This is a genomic window from Acidithrix sp. C25 (genome assembly GCF_904848545.2).
The window spans coordinates 1,113,432-1,133,198 of record NZ_CAJHCI020000001.1 but is presented as its reverse complement, the minus strand read 5'-3'; the positions used below and the strand labels follow the sequence as shown (position 1 = coordinate 1,133,198).

Annotated in this window: 13 protein-coding genes and 3 pseudogenes; 10 read left to right on the top strand and 6 right to left on the bottom strand. The window is 48.6% G+C overall.

Going from position 1 to position 19,767, the window contains the following annotated elements:
• The first annotated feature begins 506 nt into the window (after positions 1–506).
• Together uidA and ACIDITHRIX25_RS91465 are read left to right on the top strand one after the other, a co-directional pair.
• Positions 507–2,306, top strand: a complete 1,800-nt coding sequence (gene uidA, locus ACIDITHRIX25_RS91470) for a beta-glucuronidase (RefSeq protein ID WP_052606798.1) — start codon at positions 507–509, stop codon at positions 2,304–2,306.
• A 469-nt stretch (positions 2,307–2,775) separates the two neighbouring features.
• The gene (locus ACIDITHRIX25_RS91465; RefSeq protein ID WP_201732737.1) at positions 2,776–3,942 is read left to right on the top strand and encodes a PTS transporter subunit EIIC; all 1,167 of its coding nucleotides are present in this window, start codon (positions 2,776–2,778) and stop codon (positions 3,940–3,942) included.
• Positions 3,943–4,140: 198 nt separating this feature from the next.
• On the opposite strand, the pseudogene tnpA (ACIDITHRIX25_RS91460) reads toward ACIDITHRIX25_RS91465, so the two are convergent.
• Positions 4,141–4,578 (bottom strand): annotated as a pseudogene (tnpA, locus tag ACIDITHRIX25_RS91460) (IS200/IS605 family transposase).
• 295 nt (positions 4,579–4,873) lie between these two features.
• Here tnpA (ACIDITHRIX25_RS91460) and ACIDITHRIX25_RS91455 point away from each other — a divergent pair.
• Positions 4,874–5,998 (top strand): zinc ribbon domain-containing protein, encoded by a 1,125-nt coding sequence (locus ACIDITHRIX25_RS91455; protein ID WP_201732736.1) that lies wholly within the window; start codon positions 4,874–4,876, stop codon positions 5,996–5,998.
• A 953-nt stretch (positions 5,999–6,951) separates the two neighbouring features.
• On the top strand, positions 6,952–7,992 hold the full coding sequence (locus tag ACIDITHRIX25_RS91450; protein WP_349632149.1) for a LacI family DNA-binding transcriptional regulator: 1,041 nt from the start codon (positions 6,952–6,954) through the stop codon (positions 7,990–7,992).
• Positions 7,993–8,304: 312 nt separating this feature from the next.
• On the opposite strand, the gene ACIDITHRIX25_RS91445 is transcribed toward ACIDITHRIX25_RS91450, so the two are convergent.
• The gene (locus tag ACIDITHRIX25_RS91445; protein WP_052606921.1) at positions 8,305–8,817 is read right to left on the bottom strand and encodes a gluconokinase; all 513 of its coding nucleotides are present in this window, start codon (positions 8,815–8,817) and stop codon (positions 8,305–8,307) included.
• Positions 8,810–10,081, bottom strand: coding sequence for a lactate racemase domain-containing protein (locus tag ACIDITHRIX25_RS91440; protein ID WP_201732735.1), 1,272 nt, complete (start codon positions 10,079–10,081; stop codon positions 8,810–8,812). The genes ACIDITHRIX25_RS91445 and ACIDITHRIX25_RS91440 overlap by 8 nt, the downstream gene beginning before the upstream one ends.
• A gap of 785 nt (positions 10,082–10,866) precedes the next feature.
• On the opposite strand from ACIDITHRIX25_RS91440, the gene ACIDITHRIX25_RS91435 reads away from it, so the two are divergent.
• Positions 10,867–11,532 (top strand): GNAT family N-acetyltransferase, encoded by a 666-nt coding sequence (locus ACIDITHRIX25_RS91435; RefSeq protein ID WP_200891318.1) that lies wholly within the window; start codon positions 10,867–10,869, stop codon positions 11,530–11,532.
• Positions 11,533–12,076: 544 nt separating this feature from the next.
• Here the strand turns inward: ACIDITHRIX25_RS91435 and tnpA (ACIDITHRIX25_RS91430) are convergent.
• A pseudogene (tnpA, locus tag ACIDITHRIX25_RS91430) lies at positions 12,077–12,514 on the bottom strand (IS200/IS605 family transposase).
• A gap of 295 nt (positions 12,515–12,809) precedes the next feature.
• Here tnpA (ACIDITHRIX25_RS91430) and ACIDITHRIX25_RS91425 point away from each other — a divergent pair.
• Both ACIDITHRIX25_RS91425 and ACIDITHRIX25_RS91420 read left to right on the top strand, forming a co-directional pair.
• Positions 12,810–13,934 (top strand): zinc ribbon domain-containing protein, encoded by a 1,125-nt coding sequence (locus ACIDITHRIX25_RS91425; RefSeq protein ID WP_201732504.1) that lies wholly within the window; start codon positions 12,810–12,812, stop codon positions 13,932–13,934.
• Between the two features lie 160 nt (positions 13,935–14,094).
• Complete coding sequence (locus ACIDITHRIX25_RS91420; protein ID WP_052604216.1) at positions 14,095–14,571, top strand: LapA family protein; 477 nt, start codon at positions 14,095–14,097, stop codon at positions 14,569–14,571.
• A 435-nt stretch (positions 14,572–15,006) separates the two neighbouring features.
• Here the strand turns inward: ACIDITHRIX25_RS91420 and ACIDITHRIX25_RS91415 are convergent, their stop codons facing one another.
• Positions 15,007–15,171, bottom strand: coding sequence for a hypothetical protein (locus ACIDITHRIX25_RS91415; RefSeq protein WP_213333414.1), 165 nt, complete (start codon positions 15,169–15,171; stop codon positions 15,007–15,009).
• A gap of 903 nt (positions 15,172–16,074) precedes the next feature.
• Between ACIDITHRIX25_RS91415 and ACIDITHRIX25_RS91410 the strand changes: the two genes are divergently transcribed.
• Positions 16,075–16,365, top strand: coding sequence for a type II toxin -antitoxin system TacA 1-like antitoxin (locus tag ACIDITHRIX25_RS91410; protein ID WP_052604214.1), 291 nt, complete (start codon positions 16,075–16,077; stop codon positions 16,363–16,365).
• Positions 16,362–16,604, top strand: coding sequence for a hypothetical protein (locus ACIDITHRIX25_RS91405; protein WP_052604213.1), 243 nt, complete (start codon positions 16,362–16,364; stop codon positions 16,602–16,604). Before ACIDITHRIX25_RS91410 ends, ACIDITHRIX25_RS91405 begins: the two co-directional genes overlap by 4 nt.
• Before the next feature lie 775 nt (positions 16,605–17,379).
• Here ACIDITHRIX25_RS91405 and ACIDITHRIX25_RS91400 read toward each other — a convergent pair.
• A complete protein-coding gene (locus tag ACIDITHRIX25_RS91400) occupies positions 17,380–18,396 on the bottom strand; it encodes a hypothetical protein (protein WP_201732732.1) in 1,017 nt (338 codons plus the stop codon).
• Positions 18,397–19,421: 1,025 nt separating this feature from the next.
• On the opposite strand from ACIDITHRIX25_RS91400, the pseudogene ACIDITHRIX25_RS91395 reads away from it, so the two are divergent.
• Positions 19,422–19,740, top strand: a pseudogene (locus ACIDITHRIX25_RS91395) (reverse transcriptase N-terminal domain-containing protein); the annotation flags it as partial.
• Positions 19,741–19,767: the final 27 nt, after the last annotated feature.

The window sequence follows — 19,767 nt, the reverse complement described above, 5'->3', positions numbered from 1 at the left end:
CACATTCACAGGTCAACTGCTCTATTCCACCTATTGGGATCGTTGGGCTGGATAGTGGGTGTGATGACGTTGAAGGCACGGATCTGACGTAGGGATCCTACTTTGTGCAACCGGCGTTACAGCTCGCACAAATCTATCCCTGCATGCGCCTAGATAGAGGTGGTAAATAGCCTCTGAAGTGGTTAGTTGGACAAGAAAAGATGGCAAGTGTGTACTTTTTCGATTTTGGGTGATCGATACATCTTCAACTATTGGTGCTCGCTATAGCTGTCGTAAGTGTCGCATTTTCGATCTTCGTATTGGTGGGGCTCTGGGCCTGCAATTTCCAGATTTTTAAAATAATTCTACCCAATGTGAACGTGTGCATAAAAAATGTTATACAATCATTCATATTGATGAGTTATTTTTTCAACAATCAATGATTTTGTGTGAGCGTGTGCGTAGGAGATTAATCACCTACCGCCGCACTCTTGGGGCTCGAGATAAGAGATAGGGGGTGCTTTGGTTTGTTGTATCCAATAAGTACTGACACCAGAGCTGTCATTGATCTAAGTGGAATTTGGTCTTTTGTGCTTGGCACAAGCGATGAGTTCGATGAGACATTTGTCGACCACCCACTCGTTGGGGCTATGCCTATGGCAGTTCCAGCCTCTTATAACGATTTGGGGGTAACTTCAAAGATACGCAACCATGTTGGGTGGGTCTGTTATGAGTCGACATTTAGCGTACCGAGCGTTCTTCTAAGTGAGAGAGTGGTTCTTCGCTTTGGTTCGGTTACGCACTTTGGGCGAGTATTCATCAACGGTAAATATGTAGGTGAGCACAATGGTGGCTTCACACCATTCGAATTCGAGATAAATAAATTCTTAATTTCGGGCCCAAACCGCTTGAGCGTAATGGTAAATAATGTCGTTGATGAGACAACTCTGCCGGTTGGAACTTATTTTGACCAAGAGATAAGTGGCCTTGGTCGTGTTGTGAAAAACACACCGAACTTTGACTTCTTCAACTACGCAGGCATACATCGACCTGTGAAGATCTATACGACACCGAGGTCTTATATCTCCGATCTTAGTGTTGTGACTTCGACGGTTGGATCTCTTGGTCATGTTCAAGTGGACGTGGAGGTTGTTGGCGGTGCTAATCACCTAAAGATGCGACTGCGCGACGAGGATGGCAATTTGGCTGCTAGCGGCGATGGGCCATCTAAGACCTTGGAGATTGGCGATGTGGTCCTGTGGGAACCTCTAGATGCGTATCTGTATAATCTCGAAGTTGACCTTTGCGAGAACGGTGTCGTTTTGGACACCTATTCGATTCCGGTTGGAGTTCGAACCGTTGATGTGAGAGATGCACAGTTTCTTATAAATGGAAAGCCATTTTACTTTAAGGGTTTTGGTAAGCACGAGGACTCCTCTATTCATGGGCGTGGATTCGACGAAGCCCTAAATGTTGCCGACTTCAATCTGGCTGCGTGGATTGGAGCAAACTCATTTAGAACCGCCCATTATCCATATTCAGAGGAGATACTACGCCTCGCCGATCGCCAAGGCATAGTGGTGATAGATGAAACCCCTGCAGTGGGCCTTCACCTCAACTTCGCCGCTGTGCTATTTGGTTCGCGTGAGCATCGGAATACATGGGAGCACATTGGGACCTTCGCTAATCATCAAAAGGTTATCGAGGAGCTCGTTGCGCGCGATAAAAATCATCCATCAGTGGTCATGTGGTCGATAGCTAATGAGCCAGCTTCTGAGGAGGCTGGCGCTCGGCAATACTTTGCTCCCCTTGTGGAACTCGCTAGAAAGTGTGATCCTCAGAAGCGTCCGGTAACGATCGTTACCCATCAGTGGGCCACGCCGGGGGTGTGCGAAGTTGCAGAGTTAGTCGATGTTCTTGCTCTAAATCGATATTACGGATGGTACGTCGACAGTGGAGATCTAGAGGCCGCTGGCGAGCATCTCCATCAAGAGTTGATCGATTGGCATAATCTGCATCCACAAAAGCCGATCCTAATGACTGAGTATGGAGCCGATACTGTGGCTGGCCTTCACGATGTAGATCCTGTGATGTTTACCGAGGAGTTTCAATCGCTCTTTCTATCTACCTATCACGAGGTCTTTGACAAGTGCTCCTGGGTGGTAGGCGAACAAGTTTGGAACTTTGCAGACTTTGCGACTAGTCAAGGTGTTCTGCGAGTACAGGGTAACAAAAAGGGGGTATTTACGAGAGATAGAAAGCCGAAGGCCGCGGCCCATGAATTGAGGCGCCGATGGAGTTCTATGGCTAACTACAACTACAAGTGATAGATCTTGCCTGGGATGTTGGGGCGATCTGGGGCGTTGCGGGGCACTGTCGAGCACCGTGAAGCACTGTGGGCCACTGTGATTCTTCGGTCTAGGTAGGCATCACAAGACGACCAAGGAGATCTTTCGGAAAGAGAAAGTAACGAAGTCTCTTTTTGATTCTATCGAATCTATGGAATCTATCGAGAGTCATCTGTGGCCTATGTGGATCTCTTTTATGGCGATATTGTGGATTACAAGGTCAACAATATATTCAAATTAGTGTATCGGTTTGATTAAACATAATTGACCTATTCGACACTATAAATTATAAAAATATGGAGATATATCATCTCCTTTAGTTTTCCATGTCATTTTTCATATTGCAGCTAATTGATCCCTTGGAGATGACTGTTCATTTTTGAATATTTTTCATTATTGGCTGGGATAAGAATAGATAAATTAAGTATTTAGTCGAGGGGGTTCTACTATGAAATTAGAAAACGGTCCGGATGCAAAGGCGGACGAGGAAATTGCGGTTGGGACAATCGATGCTGGGGTATCAAAAGCTGAAGATGGCGGGGCCAGCAGTGTGGTTCAGAGGATCTTTAAATTTATTTCGACCTCGTTCGGTCCGCTGATTCCCCTCTTTGCGGGATCAGCAACTATCAAAGCATTGCTTGCAATACTTTTGAAGTTTCATTGGATAGACCCTAAATCTGGCACCTACCTAATTTTGGCGGCAGCCGGGAATGCTATCTTTTACTTTCTACCGATTTTCCTTGGTTACAGCGCGTCAATCGCACTGGGTGCAAATGGGTATATCGGTAGTGCAATTGGCGCAGCTCTTATGGAGCCGAACTTCACTTCGCTCCTCGCCCACGGAGCCAGAACCTCCTTTATCGGGATTCCAGTGGTGCTTGCTAACTATTCCTCGACGATCTTACCGATCTTTTTTGCCATACCTCTCTATGGCCTCGTTGAGAGATGGTTGAACCGAGTTGTACCGAAGGACTTGAAGATCTTTTTGGTCCCAATGCTGTCGCTCATCGTTTTTGTTCCTCTCGCGTCTATTGTGGTTGGCCCGTTTGGAACTTATGCGGGGAAATTGGTTAGTGACGTTGTAACTGCACTATTTAGGGGCAATGGACTCATCGCTGGTGGCGTTATGGGGGCAGCATGGACGTTTCTGACGATAATCGGACTGCATATAGCTCTCGTTCCAATTGTCATTTTGGATCTGGCTAAAGGCGGAGATCCCATCCTTGCAACCGCATCAGCTGGCGTATTTGCTCAGATCGGTTTCGCACTTGGTATGGTCATTCGAGGTCGAAAGGGTGATATCAAGGCACTTGCAGGCGCGAGCTTGGTTCCAGCTATCTTCTCGGGTGAAACCCGCCCAATCCTCTACGGTTTCTTTCTTCCTTATTATCGCAGGACGTTCATCTATGTTGCTCTAGCCGGAGCAGTTGGCGGCGCTATCGCTGGTGCTAGTGGCGTCAAGATGGTCTCTCTCGCTTTTCCAAGCTTTATGTCAATACCACTCTTTTCGCCTATGGTTCCGTACCTGATTGGCATGGCCGTTGCCTTGACAGGAGCCTTCGCTATGACAGTAATCTTCGGATACGATAGAAACGAAGCGAAGTCTCAGCTCTAGTAGTTGGCTTGGCCTATCTTTTGAGTTTGGCCACTTTCAATTGATTTTGAACCAACGGGAGCGCAATCGGTTTCCGTAAGGGAGGGGTCAAGCGACCTAATTCTTTTTCGGTCTACCTGATTTACCTCTTGGGAGTTTCTGGTCTTCTATGTACTGTTTCACTTCCTCTAATGGGGCTCCACCACAAGACACTATCGACTAGGAGGGCGACCAAAAGTGCTCCCCCCACAAAGCCTCTCGGACTTCCGGCCAGTTCTTTGCCCTTACTCTCATGGCGATAAGTGTCTTCATGGACATCACCAGTCTCGACAGGGCAACTTTAGCTGCGTTGGTGATCAGTAGGTGGGTAGGTGATCAGTAGGTGGGTAGGTGATCAGTAGCTGCGTTGGTGATCAGTAGGTGGGCATGATCGCCGTCTGTTTCGAAAGCATCGAAGGTGGAATCGAAACGAGTACACACCTCAATGAGGGCAGATCTGATCTCGTCACTAACTCTCTCGGTCATGACATTACGTCGATATTTAGGTACCAAGACGATGTGTGCATGTAATTGATATACCACATGCCTTCCATTGCGCCAATCATCGTCATGTAGTGAAATATAGTCCTTAGTAGATAATGCTATATTAGTTATCAAATGGCTAGTAGAAGCACAGAGTATACAACAGCTATCGTGCCCGTCACTCTGACAGGGGCCTCTTATCGTCTAGCCCATGACTCGTGCCATAGGGCAGCACTGTTATGGAACCAAGCGGTCAATTGGGTCCATGGCGAATGGAAAGCCAAGCGCTCTCCTAATAAGTACGACATTCAAGGGTTTCTCAACTCGATACCTCGCCAAGACCGTCCATTACACGCCCATACCACTTTAGACAATCGCTCACGATCTCTCAGAGGCCATAACCACAGCTAGGGTAAACCGCATGCAGGGTATGAAGATCCGATCTCCTTGGCGTAAGAAGAACTACCGGCCTCTATCGTTCTCGAAGAACTCTGGCTGGCGTATCTCCAAAGGTCAACTCCACCTGTCACTAGGTAGGGGCCGTCCGCGTATAGATCTTTCTATTCCCACCGTTTTAGATTCTGCAACTGGCGAAGAGGTTGACCCTGGGCTATGGGGTGAGATTCAACTGTGCTGGGATCGAGATAAAAGACGATTCAGTCTGCATATCCCTTATGAGACTCTCCGAGAAGTCTCGGTGGGTGATGCTTTGAGTGCCATCGACGAAGGAATCATCAACTCTATGGCGCTAGCTACTTGGGTAGATGACAAGACCATAGACGTAACGATTATCAATGGACGCGAAGCTCCAGCTATCAAACGACAAAGAAACAAGGCCGTCGGTCAACTACAGCACAAGATCAGCAAGTGCAAGAATGGATCTAAGAAGCATAAAAGGCTGGTAACTGCGAAGAAGAAGATCAACTCCAAAGCAAAGCTATCGCTTCGTGACTTTGATCATCAGGTTTCCAACAAGGCGGCCAATCACGTCATTAGCCACAACACCGCCAGAGTTATAGTTGGTGACGTGAGGGGTATTGAGAAGGAGACCAAGTCCAAGCGGCGCATGGGCCGCCACGGTCGTCAACAACTCTCCCAGTGGTCAAGGGGTCGACAGGAACGCTACCTCAAAGACAAGACCGGATTAGACCTAGATTTCCTGAACGAATCAGGTTCAACCAAGACCTGTCCAGCGTGCTTGACACGCAATCGACCATCAGGTCGGCCCTACCGATGCAAGAACCCTATTTGTGGTTTTACTTGTCATCGAGACGCTGTAGGAGCGATCAATATCCTCCAGAAGGCGTTATGCGGGGAATACACTCCAATTGGACCGGACATAAAAGTCCGAGTCACGTATCTCCGGGCTGTCGAGCGCTGGTCACTTGATCAACGTGAAGCACACCCCAAGGTGCAGTGCCGCAAGGCCAGAGCCCGAAGTAGTGCCCAGAACCGGGCCTTGTCTGAGGCAACTCAGATTAGCAAGCCGAAGCTAGCAAACTCATCCACCAGTACCGATTCATCGGCAACAGACCAGTTGGTCGTGGTGGCGTGACGGGAGCGATGCTTGGTAACCCCAACCAAACGGCGGAGCCAGAAGCCCCGTCCGTAAGGGCGGGGAGGTTCACGTGATACTTTAGGATTGATCAAGTATCACTTCAATCCTTGAAGAAACTCTGATAATTGGCCTCGAACACCAAGGGTGGTGGTGGTCTTAGACATTTGGTAGAACTGCCGTCTTAGCCTAATCACCTAACGAGCTTGGATACCCCGCGAGCCTCGGTTCCTTTAGCCCTTTACTACCAAGTGAGACCTGGCGCTGGCATGATCCAAGTGCTTGCATGAGCCAAGTGCTTTGTAAGGGTTGAGGTCGGTCGGCTCCTCATGGGTTATCTGAGGGGAGTTTGTGGTTAGCTTAAGGACTCATCTTGATCTTAGAACGACACCTCTTGGTAGCAGAGCGCCGAATTTTATAGAGCGCCGAAGTTTGTAGATAACCTGGTCTAAGGGTAGAATGCCACTGTCTACATCCCCAAGTCACGATCTGGTTCGTAGCGGCAACACTAAGGGCGATGTTTGGCTGGATCGATTGCGTGATTGGCATGAGAATGATCATTTTGGCGGGTGGTTTTGGCGGGATGTGGTGACCTTTCCGGTTATAAAAAAGGTTGGATAGGGCCAATTCGATCTTTGGGGTTTGAACGACGCCGTCGGATTTTCAATTTTGTGGGAGCCTTTCGCGATAGTCTTTTTGATTTGTGGGCTGGAGGGATTGATCTTTGATTTTTCCCTGAAAGTTCTAATCCTTTAAATGAACTACAGGTCAAAAGTGACAGAGAGGGTTTGACGCAAAGAGATCGACTGAACCGGTGGACTACTGTGGCTTTAGGCGTTAGAGGCTAGGTAGTTATTTCGAGACTATTTGGCCAGCGCATGGAGTGTTGTAGCGAATGGATCGGGGAATTAGGTCAGCGGTTTTAGGTAAGATGGTCTCGTTGTTAAGGAGATATAGTTGAGGATCTCTACAAGTTTAAAGTTGGATCACAAATTAGCATAACTATAAAAGACATCGCTAGGTTGCTAGACGTCTCCCATACCACGGTCTCTCGTGCCCTGAACGACAGTCCCTTGATTAGTCCTGCAACAAAGAAGAAGATCGTAGAAACCGCGAAGATGCTCAACTACGTCCCAAATTACAGTGCACGTAGCCTTGTCCAAAATAAGTCGTATAACGTCGGCCTTATCTTCTCGACGATCGGGGGTTCTACTTCACCTGACTTTTTCTATGAAACCATAAGCGGAGTTACCTTAGCCATGGAGCCTGGATACAACTTGGTGGTAAATGGGGTGGATTCGCACACTGAACTCGATTGGGTGGATTCGAAGCGCTTCGATGGTATTGTCTTGGTGAGTCAGACCGATAAGGATGACGCCTTCATCTTCTACGCGATGGACAGAGGGATTCCATTGGTAGTTCTCAATAGAAATGTCGCCGTAGATAATCTCGTAAATATTCTCTCTGCCGATCGAATTGGAGCATATAACGCAGTAGAGCACCTAATTGAGCGTGGTCATCGTGAGATCGCTCTAATAGGCGGCGTTCCAGGATTTCAGGCAACGACTGAGCGGCGTGAAGGATACTTTAGCGCTCTTTCGGATAGCGGCATTCCAATTCGAGGTGACCTAATGGCCGATGGTGACTTCACTATGGAGAGTGGGTTTAGCGCAATGACGAAATTGCTATCTGTTGGCGTGTCTCCATCTGCTGTCTTTTGTTTAAATGATGAGATGGCCATTGGGGCCATGAAGGCGATTGTCAACGCTGGCTATCGTGTGCCAGAGGACTTCTCTGTGGTTGGATTTGATGATAGCAAATTTTCTTCATATGTGACTCCATCGTTGACTACGGTGAGACGATCGATAGCCGAGGTGGGTCGGGTTGGAACTTCTAGCCTCATGTCGATTCTCAATGGTAACCAGGTAGATGCTGAAAAGATCTTCATCGCAACGCGCTTTATAGCCAGGGAATCCGTTCGCGCAGTGGGTTAGCTTGGCTCATTTCGATGAAAGTCGTTGAATGGTACCTTCAGCGAGACAGTGACGTCGGTTTGGCTGTGCTGAATAAGAGACTTACCGAATAAGGGCCGTGCTGGATGGGTTCCGCCATAATCGCATTTCGATCATGCGCCATGGCTCGTCCATCCGTGAAGGTTCGTCGTAGCGGGGCTGTGGCTAAATGAAGATTGTCGATCTTTCGTTAATATAGAGTTCTCGTCAAAAGAGTGACGGTTAGTCGAATTTCGCGTTATTGCTCCATTTGTCAGTAATGTTGTTTAGATTGCCATATTGACATTTTTTCGACTAGTTCACCATCCTCATTTTATATTCGGTGGTTATGGAGTCGAGTAGGGCATCTATTGGTGAAGTTGCATCGATCTTCAAGAGATCATCTGACTCTTCTAATATCTCAAATTGGGATTGAGCTAGTGTGGCGGGCATGAAGTGATTGGATCGAGCGGATAATCTTGAGAGCGACTCCTCGATTGGAATTGAGAGCAAAACCATCAACGGTCTGGGGTCGGCTTGGCTAACTACTAAATCGCGATATTTCTTCTTCAAAAGCGATGCACCAACTATCACAGGGGTGCCGCTTTGGTTCGCTTGGGTAATCTTTGCCTGGATTTTTCGCAACCAAGTTGTTCTATCGTCGTCATTAAGGGGCGTGCCACCTTGCATCTTGGCGATAGCATCTGGGCTGTGGAGGTCATCGCCATCGATGAATTGATATCCAAGACGCTCACCTAGGACATTGCCTATAGTTGACTTTCCTGCGCCGCTAACACCCATAACTAAGATTGAAGGACGATTAGACATCTTTAGCCCTCCAGAGTGCGACTCCTGGTTGAAAGATATGGATGCACCCGTTCTCGTCGTATTCAAAGAGATTGCTCTCGCTCGGTTGTTTGAACCCCTCATCACTGTCGATGAAGCTAAAGCCTACGCCCTCTACCTTCTTGCGTCCGAGAAGCGGTGCATAGTACTCGACTTTGAATCTACCAAAGGTGGAGCCGTGTAATATATGAGCAGCACCTGCAAGGTTGCCCTCGAGCACGCCATCTTTGCGCATCAACTCTATCGCTTCATTGCCATGATAGCCATATCTCTTGATGATCGACTCCAACCCTTGCTCTTCTCCAAATCGATCGATACCCAGAGCAAATATTTTAAGAGTTGCATCGTCTCCTAGGGCAAGTCTGGTTCGATAGATCGCCTTGTTGCCTATCCAAGTCGACTTGTATATCGCAGGATCAAGGTAGGCGTAGATCTCCGATTGCTTTTGCGGGAGATCAAAGATATTCGTTTGAGCTGAGATCCGGGCTCCTTCCTCGAAGCCTCGATCCCTCGGACTATCCCCAGTGGCTAACGACAAAGAGATATAGGTCAGTTTTTTGGACTCCTCCGCCTGTGGGTTGAGCACAGTGTCTACGAAGAGTATCGGAGCGCTCTTTTGTAGTAATACTTCAATTGCATTATTTAGAAGGTCGCGTACAGCTGTCTTTGGGTTTCCTAGAGTCCTTTCAATTCCCCAAAGGGCTGAAAGAAAGTGGCTAGCCTCAATAGTTGGCCTTCCTCCGAGTCCGACCAGGACATTTTTCACCCCACCCGATATTCCAATGACCTCATGTGGCAATAGTTGACCGATAGAGATGAAGAGGTCGAATTCGTCTGATAGGAGGTGGCGGTTGATGGAAATTGGAAGATCAAAGAGCCCTTCCATCTCCATAGTTTCCTCAACGACGTCTTGAGAGATGGAACCAACAACTTCTGTCTGATGGATAAAGTCATGATCGATAAAGCTCGCTGGTTCAAAGGAGCGATACATCGTCTCTTTCTCGAAGTTACTCATTCCAACGTGAGTGCCAAGAGCCGGAATTATCGCTTTGATTCGATCTCCAAAGATGTGGTGAATAATATCAGTAATTTCGCCACTTTTAGAGTGCAGACGAGAAAAGTCCGGTCCAACTATTGCGATTGATCGGTGGTTGATTTTGGCAGCTAATTCCTTAATTAGCGATATCAAATCAGATCTTTCTATCCCGCCTGGGTTAGAAATCATTATTGATTTATCATTATCCATAATTTCTCATTTTGTAGATATTTTTAGTTAATAGTCTAATCCAAAGAGAGCGCACTTGATTGAGATTGTGATTCATCTCATGAGTGTTCTTTTGAATGGGAGATCTTAAAAATGCTGCGATTTCTCCAGCTGCGATCTCTCCAACGGGATAAAGGTAAACAAAGCTAGTTGGTGTTTTGAGCAAGATTTAGCCACGTTCATCACTCTTGTCATTGAGAAGGCTTCGATAAGCCGGCTAGCAGTTTTGAGCATTGTGATTCACTGGTCCTTCCTTGAGGACAAGGCTTACGGTGACAAGGTTGACGTGAACTGGCTATACGCGCGAACTAGTCGTACACGCATAAGGTTGACTCACGCAGAGGGCTGATTCATACAGAAATTATCGAACGTGTACAAGAAATAACAACGTTTGGATCTTTCTTTCTTCTCGACGACTGGCTAGAGCGAGCGACCATGGACATGTAGTAGGGGAGCGTCCATAGTGGCGAAGGAATTTGGTGAGGAACTCCAAGTGCAACAGGTCAATTCGTGCAATAGGTGAACTTGCACAACAGGTCAATTCGTAGATGTTGGTCAGGCTTTCTAAGGATTGTTTTGTAGTTGATGTGGTTGAGTCGTGGCTTGGGGTGACCTAGGTTTCAGCTTGATTATGAATCGGCATCAGCCTTGAAAGCGCGTAGTTGCTTCTCATTGGTTTTGGTTTTTCTTTAGAGAGGGGAGTCGCTGGTCTAGATCCAACTGCAAGTTTCCCATGACGTCGACGGTCAAAGAGGTAGGATTTAGAGATGCAAGGAAAAGATAGCAGCCAAATCGATAGAGATGAACAAGTTGATTTAGAGATGGTCAACAGCCTCAGTAGCGTCCGTGTAGCTTCTTTGTCTGATCTCGATGGGATCGTAGAAACCCTCACCTTAGCTTTTTTCGACGATCCGTTATGGGGTCCCGTTTTCCCAGATGTTACACGCCGAGCTCAACAGGCGGCTTTATTCTGGCGACTACTTAGCGCTTCGGCGGGACGATACCCCTGGACCTTTGTCACTGAACACATCGAATCGGTTGCGATCTGGATTCCTCCAGGCGGCGTAGAGCTCACGAGCGAGGAGGAAGCTGCCTTCGAAGAGTTCCTTGTTGAGATTGCGGGCCGTAAAGATGCAGACAATATCATTGCTATCAACGAATTATTCGCAGAATCTCATCCCATTGAGCCACACTACTACTTAAGCCTGCTTGCCACGCACAATCAACACAGGGGTCACGGTATGGGAATGGCTCTTCTGCGCGAGAACTTGGCTCGAATAGATGAGCTTGGTGCTTGTGCATACCTTGAGTCGACTAATCCAGCCAACAATGAACGTTATAAGAGTGTCGGCTTTAGCGTTCATGGTAGTTTCATTGTTCCATCGGGGCATGTTGTAACGACAATGTGGCGGCCCGCCAAATCATATAGCTGAGATTCTTATCGTTTGATATTGAGTGGGATTTTGAAACTATAATGAGATTTAGTGACCTCTGTCTTGACGATGCGAGTGGAGGGCTACTGGGCTGAGAAGCTTTAGGGCAACTCAATCCCTCGCCGAATTATTGGCTCTAGATATTGGCTGTGGCTCTAAATACTGGCTGTGGAAAGTGGTTTGAGTGGTCAGAATTCGAACGGCCTCAATTTCTAATCAAACGGTGCCACTTACTTGATTGATCAATCAACTTGGTCGATGGGTCGATATCTTGTGGAGATTTACAAACGCGTCAGATAGGTTTTGCGATTTCCAAACGCCCTTTATTGATGATAAAGCTTTTTTATCGCGAGCTCTCCGGGGGTATGAACACTTTTTCGTAGTCGATCCTTTTGAACCAACGGGAGCGCAATCGGTTTCCGTAAGGGAGGGGTCAAGCGACCTAATTCTTTTTCGGTCTACCTGATTTACCTCTTGGGAGTTTCTGGTCTTCTATGTACTGTTTCACTTCCTCTAATGGGGCTCCACCACAAGACACTATCGACTAGGAGGGCGACCAAAAGTGCTCCCCCCACAAAGCCTCTCGGACTTCCGGCCAGTTCTTTGCCCTTACTCTCATGGCGATAAGTGTCTTCATGGACATCACCAGTCTCGACAGGGCAACTTTAGCTGCGTTGGTGATCAGTAGGTGGGTAGGTGATCAGTAGGTGGGTAGGTGATCAGTAGCTGCGTTGGTGATCAGTAGGTGGGCATGATCGCCGTCTGTTTCGAAAGCATCGAAGGTGGAATCGAAACGAGTACACACCTCAATGAGGGCAGATCTGATCTCGTCACTAACTCTCTCGGTCATGACATTACGTCGATATTTAGGTACCAAGACGATGTGTGCATGTAATTGATATACCACATGCCTTCCATTGCGCCAATCATCGTCATGTAGTGAAATATAGTCCTTAGTAGATAATGCTATATTAGTTATCAAATGGCTAGTAGAAGCACAGAGTATACAACAGCTATCGTGCCCGTCACTCTGACAGGGGCCTCTTATCGTCTAGCCCATGACTCGTGCCATAGGGCAGCACTGTTATGGAACCAAGCGGTCAATTGGGTCCATGGCGAATGGAAAGCCAAGCGCTCTCCTAATAAGTACGACATTCAAGGGTTTCTCAACTCGATACCTCGCCAAGACCGTCCATTACACGCCCATACCACTTTAGACAATCGCTCACGATCTCTCAGAGGCCATAACCACAGCTAGGGTAAACCGCATGCAGGGTATGAAGATCCGATCTCCTTGGCGTAAGAAGAACTACCGGCCTCTATCGTTCTCGAAGAACTCTGGCTGGCGTATCTCCAAAGGTCAACTCCACCTGTCACTAGGTAGGGGCCGTCCGCGTATAGATCTTTCTATTCCCACCGTTTTAGATTCTGCAACTGGCGAAGAGGTTGACCCTGGGCTATGGGGTGAGATTCAACTGTGCTGGGATCGAGATAAAAGACGATTCAGTCTGCATATCCCTTATGAGACTCTCCGAGAAGTCTCGGTGGGTGATGCTTTGAGTGCCATCGACGAAGGAATCATCAACTCTATGGCGCTAGCTACTTGGGTAGATGACAAGACCATAGACGTAACGATTATCAATGGACGCGAAGCTCCAGCTATCAAACGACAAAGAAACAAGGCCGTCGGTCAACTACAGCACAAGATCAGCAAGTGCAAGAATGGATCTAAGAAGCATAAAAGGCTGGTAACTGCGAAGAAGAAGATCAACTCCAAAGCAAAGCTATCGCTTCGTGACTTTGATCATCAGGTTTCCAACAAGGCGGCCAATCACGTCATTAGCCACAACACCGCCAGAGTTATAGTTGGTGACGTGAGGGGTATTGAGAAGGAGACCAAGTCCAAGCGGCGCATGGGCCGCCACGGTCGTCAACAACTCTCCCAGTGGTCAAGGGGTCGACAGGAACGCTACCTCAAAGACAAGACCGGATTAGACCTAGATTTCCTGAACGAATCAGGTTCAACCAAGACCTGTCCAGCGTGCTTGACACGCAATCGACCATCAGGTCGGCCCTACCGATGCAAGAACCCTATTTGTGGTTTTACTTGTCATCGAGACGCTGTAGGAGCGATCAATATCCTCCAGAAGGCGTTATGCGGGGAATACACTCCAATTGGACCGGACATAAAAGTCCGAGTCACGTATCTCCGGGCTGTCGAGCGCTGGTCACTTGATCAACGTGAAGCACACCCCAAGGTGCAGTGCCGCAAGGCCAGAGCCCGAAGTAGTGCCCAGAACCGGGCCTTGTCTGAGGCAACTCAGATTAGCAAGCCGAAGCTAGCAAACTCATCCACCAGTACCGATTCATCGGTACCAGACCAGTTGGTCGTGGTGGCGTGACGGGAGCGATGCTTGGTAACCCCAACCAAACGGCGGAGCCAGAAGCCCCGTCCGTAAGGGCGGGGAGGTTCACGTGGTAAAAGTGGGCTGCTGTCAATCATCAAAAGATAGGGACAACCTCATTGATCGGGTCATCCATGCCGTATAATGAGGAGTGTAAATGTCGTTCGTCCGCAAGAACGGTCGCAGAGGCTCTTTTGGTTTGATGCGTCTCGCCTTAGGGGCAGATTGGGGGCTTTTGATGGGAAACCAATCAGATCATGAGGATGACATACCTGCAGTTGAGCCAGAGCAACAAGTTGTCCAAAGCCAGGATGTAGTTGAGCCTAGTTCACACGTAACTCCTATTTCCGAGGTTATCTTGTCGACTCGAGCGTCGAGGGCGTGGGTACGATTACTCCCCGCACTGGTCGTCTTGGTGGTTATCTTGGTGTTTGTCTTTCAGAATCCTAAGGACGTGAAGGTGAGCATTCTCACCTTTTCTGGCACACTCCCGCTCTCGGTGGCAATCCTTGGCTCAGTTATCCTGGGCGTGTTGATGACGCTAGCGTTGGGTTCAGTTCGTATCCTCCAACTTAGGCGGCAGCTTCGTCGTAAGACAAAGGAGTCCAAGGGCAGTGGCCGTCATTTTGGATGACATTTGGCTGACATAAAGTGGCTAGTTTGGGATGTTTGGCTCTATTGGGAAAAGTTGCGTTTTGGCTGATCCATGGGTTGAGGTAGAAAATTTTGACCAAAGGGTCTGTTTGACCGGGATCCCTGTAACCAGGCGGCCTATTGCGTCGTTATGGCGTCAAAGTTTTGGTGCCGCTTTCTCCTGATGCCCGATAGATGCCAATGCGTCCATTGGTGTTCCCGGTGCGATAGTCATGCCTTCAGTCGCCCGTGGAGGGAAGTGGCTCGTCCCTATTTATCTCCAGAGCATCCAATTCGCTTAAGACCTGACGCATCGAAGACAAATGGTAGGACTCCTGGTAGATGAACGATGCTAGTACGAACGATCCGTTCTCTGTCAAAATGGCAACAGGGAAATACCGGTCCCAATACCTGTTGAACCTTGTCCTTTCCCAGCTCAGGTCAGTGCAAAACAGGCGATACGAGCCCTTACACAGGTAGTATCATCACTCACAGGGAGCAACAAGGAGTCTCTCTCTTGTTCTGCACTAATTTCCCCGGCGTAGCACTGCCAGATCGCAAAATACGTATTACCCGTAGCTACCCCTATCTGCCTATTCACAGCCCAGATCGTTGTATTCACTGTCTCTTTGTTGATAGACCCACTTTGTGTGCAACCAATCTCGATTCCGGGATCTTGACTTGTACATTCGGGGTCGTCCCATGTGTGGTAGCTAAGAGTTTGATCCCAACCGATTCAGATGCTTTTGACCATGGAGAAATCTGTCTCCACGTGGGAGCACTAGTTGAGAAAAGAGTCGAGATTATGCTTCACCTCTAGGTTTCCTACGTCTGCCCGCAAGGCCGAGATCTCATTTATGGCTCTTCAGTTTTTAACGTGGTCTAGCTCTAATTGGAGGCTTGTAGTTGCCTAATAGGCCTGCGTCCAACGATGTCAGTTGCTGCGTTCCTGACTGTGAACGAAATCAAGGTTGATTGCCAGAAGCGCTTAAGGACAACGAATCGGGACAACCACGATTGTAAAGCTCCCTCCTGACGACAACCTCATTTTGTTTTCCTTGAGTGGGATGCCGATGGTCTCGACTATCTGGTGAAAGTAGTTTTGGCGTTGAAAGTTATCTGCATGTGGCACATCTGGCTGAAACTCAACAAGTCGCGATAGCCAGTCCTCGAAGGTTCCGCGCGTAAAATTCGACGGTATCTCCAGGTTTTCCGCAAGCAATCATCCCAATTCATTTGTATCAGGCATTAGATTAGAAATTGCTTTTGAAAAGCCGGATCCAAGAAGAAAGACTCGTCTTGGTGCAGAGTTGCCAATCTATCCCTCACCTTTGGCCATCTTCTTCCCTGGATGCGTCATGTGGGGATTCTGCCTAACCAAGTGCATAGCGATAGTGGGAATCCGGCTATCGGCAAGGTCATTTATGCCTGCGGAGGTTTCTCGATGTATTTCATGGTTAGTTATTAGCGGATTCTGCCGCAACAATATCAGCAGGCTAAAAAGGTGCCGTATGCTATACGGTATGGCATTTATGGAACGGATGGAGATGCGAGTCTCGTCAGAGGAGCGGAACTGATTCGCCGAGCTGCAGTAGCTCGGGGTGAGTCAGTGACCAGTTTCGTTGTGCAAGCAGCGACAAGGGCAGCAGAGGAGGAGGAGCTTGTTATTGAACGGGAGACACTCATACCCGCGGACTTCTTTGACAGTCTTATTGCAGCACTCGATGCTCCTGACGAAGTGCCAAGTGCTCTACATGAGCTTACAAGCCATCCTCGCTACTTTATCCGAAGGTGATCCAATACCAGTCGGAGCACCTTTCGGCTGATCATAAACTCGATGTTTTTGATTGTGGAAGTTCGGCTCTCGATGATTGGCTCCGACGGTTCGCCCGTCATGCCGAGGCCACCAACAGCGGACGAACCTTTGTGTGGGTCGATCCGACATCTTCGGTGGTTGTCGGCTACTTCACTTTGGCTGCCCATCTCCTGCGTCGAGTCGAGGCACCGAAGGGAATCGCACACGGTTCGTCCTAGGTAATCCCAGCGATCTTGTTGGCTCCACTGGCTTTAGATCACTCCCTTCAAGGTCAGGAGCTGGGTGGTCAGTTCTTTTTGATTCACTGGAGAGGGCTGTGGACGCATCCACTAGAGCTGCGGCACGGTTTATAGTTGTCGATGCCATCGATGATGCGGCGATGCTATTCTACCGCCGCTATGGTTTTCGGTCCTGCCCTAATCCCCGCCGCCTGGTACGCAAAACCAGCGAAGTGAATACTGCTCTGAAAAATAGTGATTTACAGAATTAAGGTAAACGGTTGACCTGTTTGCCGCCCCCGTCGTGAACAATGATAGGGGGATCCGACATGAAGAGGCGATGGCAGTTCGAGTAGCGATGGCTTATATTCTCGACAAATACGCAGCTTCCGAAACGATTGGTGCAACCAATCGTTTCGGAAGCTATAATGCCCCATGTTTTTCGTCATACTAAGGCAATGCACTTGCTCTGAGCAGGAGTGAACTTGATCTACATCTGTGATCGCATGGGACATGTAGATATTTTCACTACCGAGATTTATGCCCGAGCCGATACCGAGTTTAAATGCGAAGCGCTCGAAAAGGCGTGTCCCAACATGATCTCGCTAGATTTGCCCGGATGGAAGGACTATGCCGATATCCTTGCCTTCTTGACATGTTCTTGAGGAACTGATACCCGGTTACGCGAAGCTAGTGCACCCGTAGGTACACTGAGAAATGCGGGTATGTCCTTCAACTTCGCATAATCGTTTACTTCACATAAGGTGGATCGAACTTACTGGTACTCAATGACATCGGGTTGAGGGACGAGAGCAAGAACGTCGGATGGAGGATGCAACGGTTTGTCTTGTTGGTAGAAGAGCTTTATACCAAGACCGAAACGCGGGTCAGATGCCAAAAGATGATAACTCGAGACCTTCACGGGCCAATTCCCAAATCCATCCATGTTGAAGACAATCTGCACGTTGGCCTGCGGTTGTACATCCTGCTTGTTCTGTACCATGGTCTGCGTGAACTGATGAATAAGGAGCAGCTTTTGCGGTAAATTATAGGCGGTCGTGAGGGACTGTAGCCAACTTGCAACCTGGTTGATTTCAGTTGCCGTCGTATGACCAATAACCTGACCGGGCACTTGTGTATTGTTTACTTCCCACTCTGGGTCCAGAGCTAACGCGACGTCAGGTAGCTTTAGGAATGGGGCAAGCGTCTTTGCATCGGCCAAGAATCCCCCGCGACCGGGTTGAATATCTAGGATCAAAAGTCCATCGTGTGCCTGGACAACGTCGAGGTACTGCTGAATAGCCTGAGGAGAGATTTCCTGAGAGTAGGTCCCACCGGGGCCGGGGGCATGTTGGGCCACATAGGTAATCAATTCAAAGGCCGGTATCACTTGTACTCCCGGCTGTGCGTATGGCGCTGCCTGTTGTGCGAGAGCCGTCCACGCAACTTCTGGCGAGGTCTGCCCGAGCACTCCAAGCACCCCACCGCCGGGAGCACCGTAGAAGGCAACGATGCGCTTTCCTGGGAACAAGGTCAGGCCACCTCCTGGTTCGGCTAACGGCGTTGTCGTAGTTGGTGGCATCGTCGTTGTAGTACTAGTAGTAGTAGGCGGAACTGCCGTTGTCGTGGGTAACGACTTCGTCGTGGTAGTCCGACTCGGTGGTGGAATCCGTGCCGAGCCACCGAAGCTGAGACTCACTCCGATTGCCGCAATGATGACAACGACAACGGAGACCTCAGTAGCAATGACTCGACGGCTCGATGAGATTAGTTTCGCGAGTAAATGCTTCAAAGTTGCCTGACCTCACACCTTCCTTTGGCGGTAATCCTGGAGACACCGAAAATTTAGGCAATCGACTTTGATTTTGGCGTGGAAAAGGTGCTGCTTGAACTGGTAAACTTTAGGTTAAAATAGACTAAAAACAACCAGTTCAAGTAGCACCTTTTAGATGCAAGCATCTACTAGTAGCTTAGACCGTTTGAAGGCCACCTTTGACGATTCGAACGCAGTTTCCAACGGCGGATTAATACTTCCTTATCGCGCTTGCTGAGAAACTTGGGCTTAGGGACCTCTTTGATTCTTGCATCAATAAATAGGTGCGAAATGTAGTTGCCTGGTAAAACTGTTCCAAAAGGAGGAACTTGTCATTCAGCTGGCAAAGCCCACCGACACATGCCAGAGGAGTAATTCTCTGGTATGGAGCTGTCGGAAAAGTACCCGCGGGAAATCTAATAGGCCAAATCCGTGAGGAGAAGCCAACACTTTCAACCAAAAGGCCCTAAAGGGCCAGGCGGCACGGAGGTAGGCCTAGCTGGGTATGAGCAACATATGTGAACTGCTGGTTAAAGATCGTTATTGCAAACAAGCCAAAGTTGCTGATGGGCTTGGACCAAAAGGTATCTGGAACGGTCGCATCATTGTCCTATAGATGCGCGCTGACAACAATTCCCTCCGGTGAAAAGGCAGGCCCTAACCCCAACGTATGTTATTTCGGCGGAACATTTCTAAGCCCGTATCCCAGCCCAAGCAATTGGGCAAGCCAAAGCTAAGGAAGGCCGATGGGGATGGGGGGCACAAGGATTGGAGAGAAAGCGCGAAACGCGCTCTTGTTAATGAGACGGATACACCTTGAGACATTACCTGTTGAGAGATTACCAGGTGCAAAGCCAAGCAGACTTCTCCTTGGTCGCAGTTGTGAAATAGCCAGAGTTGCGAGATGGGCCGTAGAACCTCATAGGCTAGGAAGGCAAATGAAAATGGCTAACGCCACAGTGTGGCCCTACTGACGAAGCCTACGTCGTAAAGGCAACACTTTCCAAGGCAGATGGAACAAGGTGAAAGTCCTTCAACATCTGATTCCTCACTCACTCATTTAGCAGCAAGGCACTTGCTGCTAAATTAGTGACAACAAATAAAGGCAATAAAACCCCGGGTGTGGACAAGATAATCTGGTCAACACCCAAATCAAAGGCAGATGCCATAACACAGGTGACGCACCGGGGCTATCAGCATCTGCCACTTCGCCGGTTATATATAGCTAAGAAAAGCAGCAAAACGAGGCCTTTCGGTATTCCTCCTATGAAAGATAGGACTATGCGGGCTCGATACAAGCTAGCCCTCGACCCAGTAGCTGAGATATATAATTGTCACTTCCAGCAAATA

Excerpts from the sequence above, each read along its gene's own strand:
- ACIDITHRIX25_RS91435 (WP_200891318.1), top strand. The coding sequence starts at position 10,867 with ATGCAAGGAAAAGATAGCAGCCAAATCGATAGAGATGAACAAGTTGAT.
- ACIDITHRIX25_RS91440 (WP_201732735.1), bottom strand. The coding sequence starts at position 10,081 with ATGGATAATGATAAATCAATAATGATTTCTAACCCAGGCGGGATAGAA.
- ACIDITHRIX25_RS91455 (WP_201732736.1), top strand. The coding sequence starts at position 4,874 with ATGAAGATCCGATCTCCTTGGCGTAAGAAGAACTACCGGCCTCTATCG.
- ACIDITHRIX25_RS91445 (WP_052606921.1), bottom strand. The coding sequence starts at position 8,817 with ATGTCTAATCGTCCTTCAATCTTAGTTATGGGTGTTAGCGGCGCAGGA.
- ACIDITHRIX25_RS91425 (WP_201732504.1), top strand. The coding sequence starts at position 12,810 with ATGAAGATCCGATCTCCTTGGCGTAAGAAGAACTACCGGCCTCTATCG.
- ACIDITHRIX25_RS91420 (WP_052604216.1), top strand. The coding sequence starts at position 14,095 with ATGTCGTTCGTCCGCAAGAACGGTCGCAGAGGCTCTTTTGGTTTGATG.
- ACIDITHRIX25_RS91465 (WP_201732737.1), top strand. The coding sequence starts at position 2,776 with ATGAAATTAGAAAACGGTCCGGATGCAAAGGCGGACGAGGAAATTGCG.